Genomic DNA, 15,029 nt, shown 5'->3' with positions numbered 1-15,029 from the left:
GCCGCTTGAAACTTGCCGTTGCTGTTACCAGCAAATGCCTTCGGTACGACCGCTCACGCTGGTGGCCTTGGACATGAAGCCCACCAGGTCGACCACTTGCTTGCCGTGGGGAGCGTTATGCGCCAGGGCACGGAACTTCTCATCGCGGTTGCCCAGGATGATCACGTCGGAGTTGTTGATCACTTCGTCGAAGTCCGAGTTGAGCAGGGACGACACGTGCGGGATCTTGCCCTCGATGTATTCCTTGTTCGCGCCGTGCACGCGGGCGTATTCGACGTTGCTGTCGTAGATGCTCAGGTCGAAACCCTTGCCGATCAGCATTTCGGCCAGTTCCACCAGCGGGCTTTCGCGCAGGTCATCGGTGCCGGCCTTGAAGCTCAGGCCCAGCAGGGCGACTTTGCGTTTGTCGTGGCTGGAGACGATGTCAAAGGCGTTTTGCACCTGGGACTCGTTGCTGCGCATCAGCGAGTTGAGCAGCGGCGCATCCACGTCGAGGGAGCCGGCGCGGTACGTCAGGGCGCGCACGTCTTTCGGCAGGCACGAGCCGCCGAACGCGAAGCCCGGGCGCATGTAGTACTGGGACAGGTTGAGGGTCTTGTCCTGGCAGACCACTTCCATCACTTCGCGGCCGTCGACACCCACCGCCTTGGCGATGTTGCCGATCTCGTTGGCGAAGGTCACTTTGGTCGCATGCCAGACGTTGCAGGTGTACTTGATCATCTCGGCGACGGCGATGTCCTTGCGGATGATCGGGGCGTCGAGTTCTTCGTACAGCGACTGCAGGACATCGCCGGAGGCTTTGTCGAACTCACCGATGACGGTCATCGGCGGCAGGTCGTAGTCGGCGATGGCGGTGCTTTCACGCAGGAACTCAGGGTTTACCGCGACGCCGAAGTCGACACCGGCTTTCTTGCCGGAGCAGTCTTCGAGAATCGGGATGACCACATTCGCCACGGTGCCTGGCAGCACGGTGCTGCGGACCACGATGGTGTGGCGGGTGGTCTTGTCACGCAGGACAAAACCGATCTCGCGGCACACCGATTCGATGTAGTTGAGTTCCAGGTCGCCGTTCTTCTTGCTCGGCGTACCGACGCAAATCATCGACAGGTCGGTATCACGGATTGCTTCGGCGAAATTGGTGGTGCCGCGCAGTCGGCCAGTTTGAATACCCTGGCTCAACAGCTCGCCCAGACCCGGTTCAACGATGGGCGATTTGCCCGCGTTGATCAGGTCGATCTTTTCCTTGGAGATGTCTACGCCGACGACCTCATGGCCTCGTGCAGACAGGCAACCGGCACATACTGCGCCGACGTAACCTAGACCAAATATGCTGATGCGCATCGCATTTACCTCATTGTTAATCGTGCCATTAGATGGCCGGAGTTCATGTTTTGAAGCGTCACTCAGACACTGGAAAGTGCGACGAATAAACGTCGATATATCCAGTGCAGGCATACTAAAAGTCGAGTGACTAACTAATGCACTCAAGTTGTGCGCAACTTGGCCTTATTGTTGGGGCTTGCCCTGAAATGCAGCCAGCCTTCCTGGGGAAGGGCCTGGCGCCAGTGCCTCAAGGCGTTGACAGGGGCTTTAAGCCCTTATATATCAACGGCTTGGGTTGTCTCACTGACCCATACAGGTGAGCTCAGCCTTGGCCTTTTCGGAGAAAGTAGTGAAACCTCTTCGTCCGCCTTCAACTAGTCAGTTGATGGTTTGACCATTGAGTCAAAGTTAGATGACAACTTTGCTACTTCATTTGGTCGCCGCGTAAGTCATCTCTTACATTTGCAGAGATAATCGTTACCGGTGGTATGAGCGGTGCTTTGGGACATAGTTCCGGGCCGCTCATCCTGTTTCCGGAAATTTCTTGAAATATTAGGAAAGATGGCACTAGTACTATTGTGATAGCACTTGCTATTTGGGCCAGTAGTTGCGGGGAGTTGCGAGGGCTAAATAGTTTTGTGCCACTACTCTTTGAAAAAAGTGGTGCCACTACGAAAAAAATTGACGAATGTCGAGTGAAATAAATGTTAGGAATTCTGAAGAAATATTTTTGACGCCAAATAAATGACGATTAGATGGGCTGAAGAGGGGTTTATTCGAGGGAATTGTTGTGGCGAGGGAGCTTGCTCCCGCTGGGGCGCGCAGCGGCCCTGGCTTTTTTGGGGCCGCTGCGCAGCCCAGCGGGAGCAAGCTCCCTCGCCACGGGTTTCCGGTTTTCAGAAAGACTGAGTTATTCCGGTGCGTGATCCCGCAGGAACACCAGGTTATCCGGTTTCGACTGCTCCGCATTGAAGCGGTAGCCCTGTACGTCAAATTCCTTGAGCCTGGCCGGGTCGTTGATGCGTTCTTCAATCACGAAGCGGCTCATCATGCCCCGGGCCTTCTTGGCGTAGAAGCTGATGATCTTGTACTGGCCGTTTTTCAGGTCCTTGAACTCGGTGTTGATGATCCGCGCGTTCAGTGCCGGGCGCTTGACTGCCGAAAAGTACTCGTTGGAGGCCAGGTTGAGCAGCACGTCATCGCCTTGTTCGGCCAGGGCTTCGTTGAGCCATTCGCTGATGCGGGTGCCCCAGAAGGCGTACAGGTCCTTGCCACGGGCGTTGGGCAACTTGGTGCCCATCTCCAGGCGGTACGGCATCATCAGGTCCAGTGGGCGCAGCAGGCCGTACAGGCCGGAGAGCATGCGCAGGTGGTCCTGGGCGTAGGTGAAGTCGGCGTCTGTGAAGGTTTCGGCGTTGAGGCCGGTGTAGACGTCGCCCTTGAAGGCCAGCAGGGCCTGTTTGGCGTTGGCTTGGGTGAAGGCTGGGGTCCAGCTGCCGAAGCGTGCGGCGTTGAGGCCGCCGATCTTGTCGGAGACGTGCATCAGTTCGCTGATCTGCGCCGGGCTCAGTTCACGCAGTTGTTCGATCAGCTCCTGGGAGTGGTCGAGGTATTGCGGCTGGGTGAAGCGCGGGGTGACCGGCTTTGACTCGAAATCGAGGGTTTTGGCGGGGGAAATCACCGTCAGCATGAAGTCGTCTCCTTTAATCGTGGGGGGATTCTAGGGGGTAGGGAGGTTTGACTCCACCTATGATGGTGATAGATGTCTGGGGGTTTGTGTGTATATCCGTTATTTAGGTAACGGCGGCTTAGGGTTCCGCCCTTACGGCGGGTCACTTTTGGCAAACGCCCCAAAAGTAACCAAAAGGTCTTTGCCCCACCACTCGGTGCCTCGCCTAGGCTCGGCATGCCCGCACTCCGGCCCGATTCCGCGGGCCGCCGCGACGGGCCATCCATGGCCCGGCGCGGCTAAATCGGCTTCCCTGCCGATTTACCCGCTCCACCGTGCCTGCTTGCGGCCATCGTGGTTGACGGGGCCCGCAGATCAAGATCAACAGCAAGAGCACAGCGGCCTACAGGCCGGCTTGAGTGGTAGAAGCCACAGCAAAAGCCAAAGCGAAAGCAAAGCTGCTTTTCTGTAGGAGCCGGCTTGCCGGCGAAAAACCTGAGAACGCCGCGTTCATTCAGGATGCCCACGTCATCGTTAACGACCATCGCCGGCAAGCCAGCTCCTACAGTTGGACCGTGCCCGCTTTAGATTTTGATTTTGCTTTTGCCTTTGCTTCACACCACTCAAGCCGGCCTGTAGGCCGCTGTGCTGTTGATCTGCTTTTGATCTTGATCTTAGGCGCCCCGTTAAACCACGCTGGCCGAACGCAGGTAGTACGGAGCGGGTAAACCGGCAGGACGCCGGTTTAGCCGCGACGGGGCAGGGACGCCCCGTCGCGGCGGCCCGCTTCGTGCTACCGGAGAGAGGGCACACCGAGCCTAGGCGAGGTGCCGAGTGGTGGGGCAAGAGCGTTTTGCTTACTTTTGCGCTGTTCAAAAGTGAGCCGCTGTAAGAGCGGAACCCATATCAGCCATCACCCAAATAACGGATCTACACACCAACCCAATAGCCCCCCCCACACGATCGGCTATAGTGCCCGACGACTCTGGAAAGGGAGACCCTTCGTGCGAATTGCGCTTTTACTGTCAGCCTGGCTCATCTGCCTGGGCGCCCAAGCCGCCCCCGTGGATGTCGCGACCCTGGACCGCGGCACCTGGCCCGAACGCCTCAGCAGCCCGGCCCTGTTCGATGTCGCCTCCCGCGCCGAAATCCTGATGTTCGCCCACACCCTGCTGGCCAGCGAAGCCCTCGACGAGCCCGCCCTGAAACAGCGCCTGGGCCTGAAGATCATCAACCAGGCTTCCATCGACGACCTGCGCCGCCAACTGTGGCAACGGCTGTTGGAAAACTACACCTTCGCCCAACAAAGCTGCGAACAGGACGCCTCCTTCTGCTACCTGGTGGAAAACATGGACGACCTGCGCGAACAAGCCGCCAAGTTCCAGGTCAGCGACAGCTCCTTCTATATAGGCTGGGCCGGCCCCAGCCGCGTATTCCACGAACGCTACCTGGATGAACAGTTACGCAAGGCCGCCCTGTTCCCGCAGATCAGCAGTGAAATCGCGCGCTTCGGCGATCACGAACGCAACGGCGACGAACTCAACGACCGGATGTTCCTGCTGACCTTCGACAGTGGCCCATCCCCCGTCAGCGGCAACACCGACTGGCTGGCCGACTACCTGCGCAAACAGAAAATGCACGGCCTCTTCTTCGTGCTCGGCAACAGCCTGCAAACCCGCGTTGAAAAAAGCTCGGCCACCGACGTGCAGGCGCTGTACCAGGGCCAGTGCGTCGGCATCCAGGGCTGGCAGTACCGTTCCCATAGCCACTGGGTCGACTGGCAGTCCTCCATCACCCGCAGCGCCTCCCTGGCCCAGAGCCTGATGCCGGAAAACTACGTGCCGCTGTTTCGCCCGCCCTACGGCCAGCGACGCTCCGACAGCCAGGGTTTCTTCCAGTCCCAGGGGCTGCAGGTGGCGCTGTGGGACATCGATTCAGAAGACGAAGCCGGCAAGCTCAAGGCCGATGAGTCGGCCAACCGCGTGCTGACGCTGATGCTGCTGTGGCGGCGCGGGGTGATCGTGTTCCACGACACCCAGGACAAGGCGCGCATCGCATTGCCCTGGCTTTTGCACGCCACGGCAGAAAGTGGACTCGGCTGGCAGGATTGCCGGGAAGCGTTTCGCTGAAAAGCACGAAGAGCCCGGCCCTGTTGGGGCTGAGGTTTTTTCGGGGGGAATTTGGGAGATATTTCGATACAGGCGGACTTCCGACTTTAACGGTGCAATGCCGGCTCGCCTAGTGCTATTCGTCATCCTGAAAAATAAACTTCAAAAAAGCGTCAAAGTGCTTTTTCCTGTCATGTGTTTTGCGGTATTACGAAGACAGACAGCCGAAACCTGCAACACAGGTGGCGTCTTCCAAGACACCTCTTGTGTGCACCGCACTTGACGCCCCTCAAGTGCGTTCGACGGTCGAATCGAGGCGCAGCACTGTCGCGGTATTGCGTCGACTGGCTCCCACAAAGGTGACCGAGTATGGATGATCATGGACGTAACCCTTCTTCCGACCAGCCAATCCTTTATGTGCTTGATACCAACGTACTGATTCACGATCCAAACGCACTGCTTAACTTTGAAGAACACCACGTCGCCATCCCGATGATCGTGCTTGAGGAGCTCGACAAACTCAAAAGCGGGCACCACAGCGTTGCCGCCGAATGCCGCCAGGCCATCCGCCTGATCGACAAGACCCTCGGCGAAGCCTCCCCCGATGACGTCGAGGTGGGCGTACCGATCCAGCGTGGCAAAAGCGGGCCCAAGGGCTTGCTGTCGATTCTGATGAGCAAGCGCAGCGAGCCCAACAGCCTGCTGCCGGAGAATCTGAACGACAACAAAATCATCAACCAATTGATCGACCTGCACGCACGTGACAAGGACCTGCGCCTGGTGCTGGTGACCAAAGACATCAATATGCGCCTGAAGGCACGAGCGTGTGGGATCGCTGCCGAGGACTACAGTACTGACCAGCTGGTTGACGACGTATCGATGCTGTCTCGTGGTTATCACACCATGACCGGCTCGTTCTGGGATCGCGTCAGCAAGGTCGAAACCCGTCAGGACCATGGCCGCACCTGGCACCAGGTACAGCTGATCGACAACCTGCCGGCCGTGCACATCAACGAGTTCATCATCGACGAACAGGGTTTTGTGGGCTGGATCAAAGAGATCCAGGTCGACAAGCTGCTGATCCTCGACCTGCATCAGGAGCCCCTGTTGCACCAGGAAGCCTGGGGCCTGAAACCGCGTGATATCTACCAGAGCCTGGCGCTGTACGCCTTGCTTGATCCGGACATCCACCTGGTCAACCTGACCGGTGCGGCAGGCTCGGGGAAAACCATCCTCGCCCTGGCGGCCGCCATCGAACAGACCATGGTGACGAAGCGCTATCGCCGCATCATCGCCACCCGCAGTGTGCAGGGCCTGGACCAGGAAATCGGTTTCCTGCCCGGCACCGAAGCGGAAAAAATGGAGCCGTGGCTGGGGGCGATTACCGACAACCTCGAAGCCTTGCACATGGATGACGAAAACACCCATGGCAGCGTCGACTACATCCTCAGCAAAGTGCCGTTGCAGTTCAAATCCCTCAACTACATCCGGGGTCGCAGCTTCCAGCAAAGCCTGATTTTGATCGATGAATGCCAGAACCTCACGCCGCACCAGATGAAAACCATCATCACCCGTGCCGGCGCCGGTTCCAAAGTGGTGTGCCTGGGCAACCTGGCACAGATCGACACCCCTTACCTGTCCGCGACCAGCTCCGGGCTGACGTACCTGACGGAACGCTTCAAGGACTTCCCGAACGGCGTGCACATCGCCTTGCAAGGTGTCCCTCGTTCGATTCTGGCCGAATACGCCGAATCTCACCTGTAACCACTGACCACTGTAGGAGCCGGCAAGCCGGCTCCTACAAATTCAGCTGTGCGCAAAATTGACCCGCAGGTTTACAATCGGGGCTCCTGATCAGGAGTATCCCTGTGCTGACTCATCTCGATTCCCAAGGTCGCGCCCATATGGTCGACGTCACTGAAAAAGCCGTGACGTTCCGTGAAGCCGTGGCCGAAGCGCGGGTGCGCATGTTGCCCGAAACCCTGAAAATGATTGTCGACGGCGCCCACCCCAAGGGCGACGTGTTTGCCGTGGCCCGCATTGCCGGGATCCAGGCCGCGAAAAAAACCAGTGACCTGATTCCCCTGTGCCACCCGTTGATGCTCACCGGGGTCAAGGTTGAACTCAGCGCCGATGGCCTGGACGCGGTGCACATCGTCGCCCGCTGCAAACTCAGCGGCCAGACCGGCGTCGAGATGGAAGCGTTGACGGCGGCGAGCGTGGCGGCCCTGACGATCTACGACATGTGCAAGGCCGTGGACCGTGGCATGACCATCGAAAATATTCGGCTGCTGGAGAAACTCGGCGGCAAGAGCGGGCATTTCAAGGCGGACCAGGCATGAGCATCAACGTATTGTTTTTTGCCCGTTACCGCGAAGCGGTGGACCTGGACTCCCTGGAAGTGGAAGGCGAGTTCGCTACGGTCGAAGCGGTGCGCCAGGCATTGGCGGCGGACCCCGGCTTTGAAGTGCTCAACGAAACCGGCTTGATGTGCGCCCGCAACGAAGAACTGTGCTCGCTGGACGAGCCGCTGGTTGATGGCGACGAAGTGGCGTTTTTTCCGCCCGTCACCGGAGGCTGACCATGGCGATTCGGGTGCAGGTCGAGCCGTTTGATCCGGGTGCCGAAGTTAACGCTATGCACGCGGCCAATGTGGGCGTGGGCGCGGTGGTGAGTTTTGTCGGCTATGTGCGTGATTTCAACGATGGCCGGGAGGTGGCGGGGATGTTCCTTGAGCACTACCCGGGCATGACGGAAAAAGCCCTCGGCAAAATCGCCGTCGAGGCCGAGCAACGCTGGCCGCTGCTCAAGTTGGAAGTGCTGCACCGCATCGGTGCCCTGGAGCCGGGTGAGCCGATCGTATTCGTCGCAGCGGCCAGTGCTCATCGCCAGGCCGCGTTTGATGCCTGCGCGTTTGTGATGGACTACCTGAAGACGCGGGCGCCGTTCTGGAAGAAAGAAAACACCAGCGAGGGCCCGCGCTGGGTGGAAGGGCGCGACAGCGATCACGCGGCTGCTGACCGCTGGACGCACTAGGTTTTTTAACCCCTCTCGACTGTGATTGTTCTGTGTTCCCCGCTGAGTTTGATCACTCGTGCGGGCTTTCCTGATGCTATGGGAATAATCACCCTGGCTGTCATTTCAAATGGTTCTTAGAAAGCACCACGTAACTGTTAATTCTAACAGTTACGTGGGGTTTCGTTAGCGCCTTTAATATGGCTGGGCGTCGACTTTTAACAGTTTCTATTGTTCTTTGTTGTTTTGTCGCTCTTTTATTCAGGTAGGTTGGGTACTGGGAGCGCAGCAATGAAAAATGATAAGGAAAGTGTCCGGTTATCACGTCTTAACATTAGTTCGTCCAATGGCGCGACCTCGACTGATGCGCTGTATGCCAATGGTCGCCATCAATGCGCGGTGATTATTGAGCTGGTTAAAGAGGTGAAGGGTGATAACGGTGTTTGGAGCCATGCACGGTTGACGGATGACGAACGTTCCTGTGTAACCGTGACGGTAGTAACGTCAGTTGATCATCAACAACTTCCGCTTGGCTGGAGTTGTGATGAGAAAAGGAATATCTATGACCTCGGACTTTGGCGTCGTGGAGCCATAGCGGCAAGGCACGCAGCGGCTTCAGACTATCAGGCGCCTGTTGAAACGGTTGTCCGTTACCTGCGTTTCAATTCGGAGCTGCCTTTGGAGTCGGTAACGTTCGTGGCTCGAGCTGTTCTGGATGGAAAAATTTATACCAGCCACATTTCCAGCGCAGAACAGGAGCATGGTTCGTCGTTGACAATAACTCCGGTGCCTCCAGAACGGCTGGCTAACGTTGATATGGTCCCATTCGTCGACCATGGAGCTTTTCGTTCCGGTATGGTGGAAATGGATGTTTATTATTGGACTCCACCCGCGGGCCTAACATTTTTAGAAAATCGTGGTCTTGATTCGCCTATAGCGTTAGTTGATGAGGGGAGTCATTTTCAGAGTTCTTACTTTTATACGGGGTCCGACGTTCCGACCAAGGCCGGGGTGATCCCAGGTAATAACACGTTCGCCATGCAATTGGTTTACAGCGATGTTCATGGAAAAGGGGCACCCGCGAATGCCTCAGTGAGATTTAATGAAAGAAACACGATTATGCGTGCTATCCGGTTGAAAGGCTGGATGCGCCTTGACCAGGGAATCAACACGAAGACGCCGTGGCGGCTGTTGGATAATTTTGGCACTGAACATGTGTTTTTCTTGAATACCCAAGACACGGGAGAGTCCATCACCCTGGGTGATTTGGGCAATGACGCAGAGTATAAAATTCAGTATTTGCACATCACGCTGCCGGGTGGTGGTACCTCGACCAGTTCGTTGTATGCCAATGGCCGTCATCAATGCAAAGTGGAAATCGAGGCGATCAAGGAAAAATATGTTCCCGAGACTGCTACTTGGATTGGTGTACCGTTGACTGATGCCGAACGCGCCAGTGCGACGGTGACTCTATATTCTGCGAATCGGGATCAACCCCTTCCTGCGGGCTGGAGTTGTGATCGGGAAAAAAACATATACGACACCGGCCTTTGGAATCGAGGTGCCATAGAACGGCAGGAACAAGAGGAAGCACCACTCCCGGAAAGTGCGGCCAATGAAGTCATTAGCAGGTACATGCGTTTCAATTCTACGCAGGCCATTGAGCCTCATCGGTTTATGGCGAGAATAGAGGTGGATGGAAAAGTCTATACCACCAATATGAAGTTGGATGATGTCGCTTTTGATGCGTGGATAAATATAACGCCTGTCAGGCCTTATGCCCTGAAAGTCGTGGATCTTGTCGAGTACGTTGATTACGACGCGCTTGATGTTCCCGTGGCGGATGTGGATGTGTACTACTACACGCCTCCGTCAGGATTGAAGTTTCTTGTAAATAGAGGGCTCGACAGTCCATTGGCGATCAGGAATGAAGGTCCATTCTTTCAAACTTCTTACACTAATATGGGAACGGGGAGCTTCAATAAAAAGTTTAGAAAAGGAGGGGTTGTCATGGGCAAGGATGCTCCTGGCTCGCGAGTTCAGATGAGTGATCTGCACCAGAATATCCCTTGGCTCAACTCTTATGTGCGGTTTCATGAGAGGGACACTATTATGCGTGCTGTGAAATTGGAGGCTGAGTCAATTTATACCAATTACGATACCAGGAGTCCTTGGCGCTTATGGGATAACTTTGGTTGTGAGCATTCTTTTTGGCTGGATTGGAAGAACGGCGGTAATGCAATCGTGTTGAAAGACTACTGAGCAAGTTTGAAGTGTACGTTGCGTGTTTATAAGGCATCGGTCGATGCGTGTAACTAATGGACCCCCCTCATGAATGTCTATTCGAACGCATTTAACTTTAGCTCTCACTTCAACGGTTCCGTCGACTTGCGCACTGGCCAATACGGTTGTCTGATCCGCCTGGCAACGTTGTGCCCTCAGGGTCCCCTGGAGGTCAGCCGGGACTTTACGCTGTCATTTTCAATGATGGATACCACCAGCGGTGTCTACGGCCTGGGTTGGCGTTTGAGCAATACCGAGTTCGACGTGGCCACCTCCAGGCTGACTCTGCTCAGTGGCGAGCAGTTTCAAACCCAGAGTCTGCCGCCCGTAGGCGGCACGCTGGTGATCAAGGATCGCAAGTTGAAAGACCTGGCGGTCAAGCGGGTGGACAGCACCACATTGCAGGTGATCTATAAGGACGGCACCGTCGAAACCCTGCGCCGTACCAACAGCACGGTGCCGTACCGGATTGTTGCCATACGCTTTGAAAATGGCGAAAGCCTGGACGTGCGGTACACCAGCAGCGGGTCTCTGGAACGGATCCTTAATCACAAACAAGAGGAACTGTTGGTACTGACCTATTCGGGCGGACGCTTGCAGATGGCCGATGCGCGGGTGGACGGTAGCCGCTATGCACGCACCCGTTTTGTATTCACTGGAGACCGATTGACCAGTGTGACGGCGCCCTATGATCGAACCGAAGCGCCCGGTGCCGCAGCGTATTTGTTCGGTTATACCCCGGCGTTCAGAAATGGCCTGGTTGCGATGAACCGGGTGCAGTCACCGATGGGCGGAGTTGAACAGATCAGCTATGTCGAAAACGGACATCAATATGCCAACGGTGCGTTCATCCCCAGGGTGGTGACGTGGCTGAATACACCCGGCGCCACTCAGCCGGCCATGTCCCGTAGTTACACGTACAGTCCCAGCAGAAATTTTACCGGCTACCCGTTTTCGGGCGGCTTTCGTGAGGGAGAGGACAACCTCTACCTCACGGCCAGTGACTACGTTTACTTCACGGAAGAAACCCTCCTGGGGGCCACGTCTGCACTTAATGTGGTGACGCGAACCACCTACAACAAGTTTCACCTGCTCACCGAGGAGCGGACCCTGCGCGAGGGCACGCAGACCCTGCAGACCATCACCTACAACATCACACCCGGTGCTGCCTTCAGCGCACAGCCGGCCAACCTCCAGTTGCCACGGGTGATAACCAAACAGTTCGGGTTAGTGGCGGGCGGGGCTGTGAGAAAGGAAGAGGTCATCAGCGAGACGGATCAATTTGGCAATGAGTTGAGCAGCACCGATGCGTCCGGCATCCGTACCGAGTACAGCTATTACCCGATTGCGGGCGACGGAGCGCGTTGCCCGCCCGATCCTCACGGCCTGTTTGAGCGATACACCCGGCAGGAGCGGATTGTCCCGGCGTTGCTTGGGCCGTTGGTCCGTGTGACCGAACATACCCACGTACGTGTGGCAGTGGGCAGTAGCTATTTTGTCGCGATGGAGTCGAGCACCGTTTCCACCGGGGTCGTGACCCGGGAAACCTATTACGAGGCGGCCGATAACCCCGCCCTGCATGGTCGATTGAAAACCACGACCATGACCCTTGATAGCCAGTCCCATGTAACGGAGGTCAATTACACCTTCAGCGGCGACATGATGACTGAAACGCGCCGCTTGAAGGGGGCGGATGGACAGTGGCTGGAATCGGCGCGCTCGCTGTCGCTGGCCAATCGACGTGTGCTGAATATGACCCGGGACAATGGAGTGGTCGTGGCCTTTGAGTTTGATGTCATTGGCCGACTGGTCGCAGAAGCGATTTCCCCCGGCACTCCACAGCAGGCGCGCCGTACCTACGCCTATCACTTCGCGACGAGCACCACCCGGGCCAACGTGGTGACCACCGATGCCCAGGGCACCCGTGTGATCAGCTATTTTGATGGCACTGGCCGGCCAGTAGCCGTGGCACAGTTGCTGGAGGGGCGTGAACGGGCGATCAGTACCCAGCGTTACGATGGCCTCGGGCAGCATGTAGAAACAACTCAAGTGGACCTGCTCTCCGGCGCCGAGCGCAGCCTGGTGACACGTTATGCCTATAACCGTTGGGGTAACCCCAGCCAGGTGGCTCATGCCGATGGGCGGGTGGAGCTCGATGAGTATGACCCGCTGTTGAATATGACGGTGACCGGAATGGCCGGGGAGGGGCGCATCGAAACCTGGTTCAACCAGTACAACCAGCCGAGGCTGGTTAACCGGGTCAGTACCAGCGCCAAAGAGATTCAGTTGGAATCACGGACCTACGATGGCTTGGGGCGGTGCACGACACTCAACGATGTGGACAAGAACCTGACCGAGTACACCTACGATCGGTTTGATCGCCTGAGTACTGTCGTCGAGCGGCCACTCGGGGCAACGCCCGCGCGCACACGGGTGCTGGCCTATGCTGCGGGAACCACGCAAGAGCTGGTCATGTCCATCAACGTGGATGGCAAGACGTTGGGCACTCGCTCCTACGACAGCCTGGGCCGGTTGAAGTCCGAGGCCAGGGGGACAACGCCGGCAACTACCTGGAGCTACGCTGCGGGCTCAACACAGCCGGCCTCCTGTGTCTCCCCCCGGGGCGACCGGCAGGATTATCGCTATGACGCGCAACTGGACGTGCTGGACCGGATCGATATGGCAGGGCATCCCCAGGTCAACAGCCAATACGATCCCGTCACCGCTTTGCTGCGCAGTTCGACCACGTCCACCTTGATTCACGAAGTGCAATACGATCTCAACGGGTCTCCCAGGGAAGAGATGCAGTCGCTCAACGGCACCCGGTTGACTGCGCAGTACCGCTATTCCCCAGCCGGGCGCTTGATTCATCACACGTCGGCGGCCGGCCAGAGCAGCGAGCTGGAATATGACCCCGCCCGCGGCCGGCTGGTTAAAACCACTACCGGGCAAGTAGTGGCACAACAGGGCTACGATGAGTTCGGCCGGCTGGCGAGCCTGACGACGACCCACGGCACCATCAGCATCGTGGCAAAAATCACCTATGACGACCTGGGGCGGGAAGTCGAGCGTCGTATCGAGCAAAACACAGCATTGCTGGAGAGCATCACCAGCACCTATTACACCAGCAGCTTGTTGGCTACCCGGGTAATCAAGGGCGCCAACAGCCAGGTCGTCGTCAGTGAAACGTTTACCTACGATGGCTATTTCCGTTTGGCGACGTACCGCTGCGAGGGGGCTGAGCAACCACAGGACCAGCAAGGGCGGGGGATTGTCGGCCAGGTGTTCAGTTATGACGGTCTGGATAACATGACGCGCGTAGTGACTTCCTTTGCCAATGGCAGCCAAGACACCTGCACCCGTTATTTCCAGGGCAGCGATCCTGCGCGCTTGACACGGTTGACCCACACCAACCCAGTACAGGATCAAACGCTGAGCTACGATGCGTCGGGCAACCTGCTGGGAAGCACGGCGTGCCGTACATTGGCTTTCAACGGCTTTGACCAACTGACGAGTGTGCAGACCGGCGCTTTCACCTACAGCTATCAATACGATGCCGAGGCTCGGCAAGTCATCACCCATCGCGGCAGCGAACAGCCGGTGATGCTGGCTTATTCCGGTGATCGTCTCGACGGCCTGGTTCAGGGCTCCAGAAAGATTCGTTTTCTCAATGGTGCGCAGGAGGTGCTGGCCCGCACCGGCGGCGCGGAAGGCGAGCAACTGCACATCAACGATAGCGCGGGCAGCGTGCGCGGACTGGTCAGTGCCGGCCAGCCGCTCAAGCGCCGGCACTATACGCCCTACGGTGATGCGAAGATTGCCCTGGATGACGGTGTGTCCCGCACCCTGGTGGATTTGCAACTCCCGGCATTCAACGGGGAGCGCCTGGATGTGGGGGTCAACCTTTATCATTTGGGTAACGGTACCCGTGCCTATGATCCGGCGCTGGGCGTATTTGTTTCTCCCGATCCGCTGAGCCCGTTTGGCGAGGGCGGAATCAACGGGTATGCCTACTGCCGGTGTAATCCGGTCAACATGACGGACGCCGACGGGTTGTTCCCTTCCTGGTTGTCATGGGCATTGACGGGGACTGCGCTGGCCTTCTCGATTGTGAGCCTGGGATTCGGTGTGGCGGGGCTGGCAGGTGTATTGGCGATGAACGCAGCGATTGCGGCGGGTACTGCGGCAGCGGGAGCGAAGGCGGTGGTGGGGGCGGCGCTTGCCGCCAAGGTATTGGGGGTTGCCGCGTCGTCGATGGGGTTGGTGAGCGTGACGCTGGCTGTTGCGTCGTTGGGGGTTGCGGCGGTCGACAAGCAGATGGGCTGGGATCGTTCACAGCACATCAAGAACCTCGGCTGGGCGTCTACCGGCTTTGGAATCGCGTCATGGGGGCGAGTTTCAGTAGTGCTTTTCTGTCCGCGAAAGGCGCGTTTGGCCGGGCTGCGTTGGCGGCCAACAATGAGAAGTTTTCGGGTTACGCCAGTCTTTTCGACACCCCGATCGGTTCTGCCGTCAGCACAGCGGCCAAACAAATTACGGGGTTGAGTTATCAATTCACGCAGAAGAGCGGGCTGACCTGGTTCTCCAGAACGTACGGCGTCGTGGGTTTTACCTTGAGGTCGTTCAATTTC

At 57.5% G+C, this 15,029-nt stretch carries 9 protein-coding genes; 7 read left to right on the top strand and 2 right to left on the bottom strand.

Annotation, left to right across the window (positions count from 1 at the left end; genetic code table 11):
- Positions 1-24: 24 nt before the first annotated feature.
- Together JFV30_RS23520 and yaaA are read right to left on the bottom strand one after the other, a co-directional pair.
- The gene (locus JFV30_RS23520; protein ID WP_010170413.1) at positions 25-1,341 is read right to left on the bottom strand and encodes a nucleotide sugar dehydrogenase; all 1,317 of its coding nucleotides are present in this window, start codon (positions 1,339-1,341) and stop codon (positions 25-27) included.
- An 892-nt stretch (positions 1,342-2,233) separates the two neighbouring features.
- Entirely contained in the window at positions 2,234-3,013 is a 780-nt protein-coding gene (yaaA, locus tag JFV30_RS23515) for a peroxide stress protein YaaA (protein ID WP_177043510.1), read from the bottom strand.
- A 983-nt stretch (positions 3,014-3,996) separates the two neighbouring features.
- On the opposite strand from yaaA, the gene JFV30_RS23510 reads away from it, so the two are divergent.
- The 7 genes from JFV30_RS23510 (at position 3,997) to JFV30_RS23480 (ending at position 14,943) form a co-directional block, all read left to right on the top strand.
- Positions 3,997-5,121, top strand: a complete 1,125-nt coding sequence (locus JFV30_RS23510) for a polysaccharide deacetylase family protein (RefSeq protein WP_201125318.1) — start codon at positions 3,997-3,999, stop codon at positions 5,119-5,121.
- A 348-nt stretch (positions 5,122-5,469) separates the two neighbouring features.
- Positions 5,470-6,864, top strand: a complete 1,395-nt coding sequence (locus tag JFV30_RS23505; protein WP_010170407.1) for a PhoH family protein — start codon at positions 5,470-5,472, stop codon at positions 6,862-6,864.
- Positions 6,865-6,968: 104 nt separating this feature from the next.
- Positions 6,969-7,442: a cyclic pyranopterin monophosphate synthase MoaC gene (gene moaC / locus JFV30_RS23500; protein WP_010170404.1), complete on the top strand. Its 474-nt coding sequence runs from the start codon at positions 6,969-6,971 to the stop codon at positions 7,440-7,442.
- Complete coding sequence (gene moaD / locus JFV30_RS23495; protein WP_201125317.1) at positions 7,439-7,681, top strand: molybdopterin converting factor subunit 1; 243 nt, start codon at positions 7,439-7,441, stop codon at positions 7,679-7,681. Before moaC ends, moaD begins: the two co-directional genes overlap by 4 nt.
- Positions 7,682-7,683: 2 nt before the next feature.
- Positions 7,684-8,136 (top strand): molybdopterin synthase catalytic subunit MoaE, encoded by a 453-nt coding sequence (moaE, locus tag JFV30_RS23490; RefSeq protein WP_201125316.1) that lies wholly within the window; start codon positions 7,684-7,686, stop codon positions 8,134-8,136.
- Positions 8,137-8,406: 270 nt separating this feature from the next.
- On the top strand, positions 8,407-10,377 hold the full coding sequence (locus JFV30_RS23485) for a hypothetical protein (RefSeq protein ID WP_201125315.1): 1,971 nt from the start codon (positions 8,407-8,409) through the stop codon (positions 10,375-10,377).
- 69 nt (positions 10,378-10,446) lie between these two features.
- Positions 10,447-14,943 (top strand): RHS repeat domain-containing protein, encoded by a 4,497-nt coding sequence (locus JFV30_RS23480; protein WP_242487114.1) that lies wholly within the window; start codon positions 10,447-10,449, stop codon positions 14,941-14,943.
- Positions 14,944-15,029 lie beyond the last annotated feature (86 nt).

The organism is Pseudomonas sp. TH32 (genome assembly GCF_016650855.1).
Taxonomy (GTDB): domain Bacteria; phylum Pseudomonadota; class Gammaproteobacteria; order Pseudomonadales; family Pseudomonadaceae; genus Aquipseudomonas.
The sequence above is the reverse complement of the archived record's forward strand: the minus strand, read 5'-3'. Positions and strand labels throughout refer to the sequence as shown.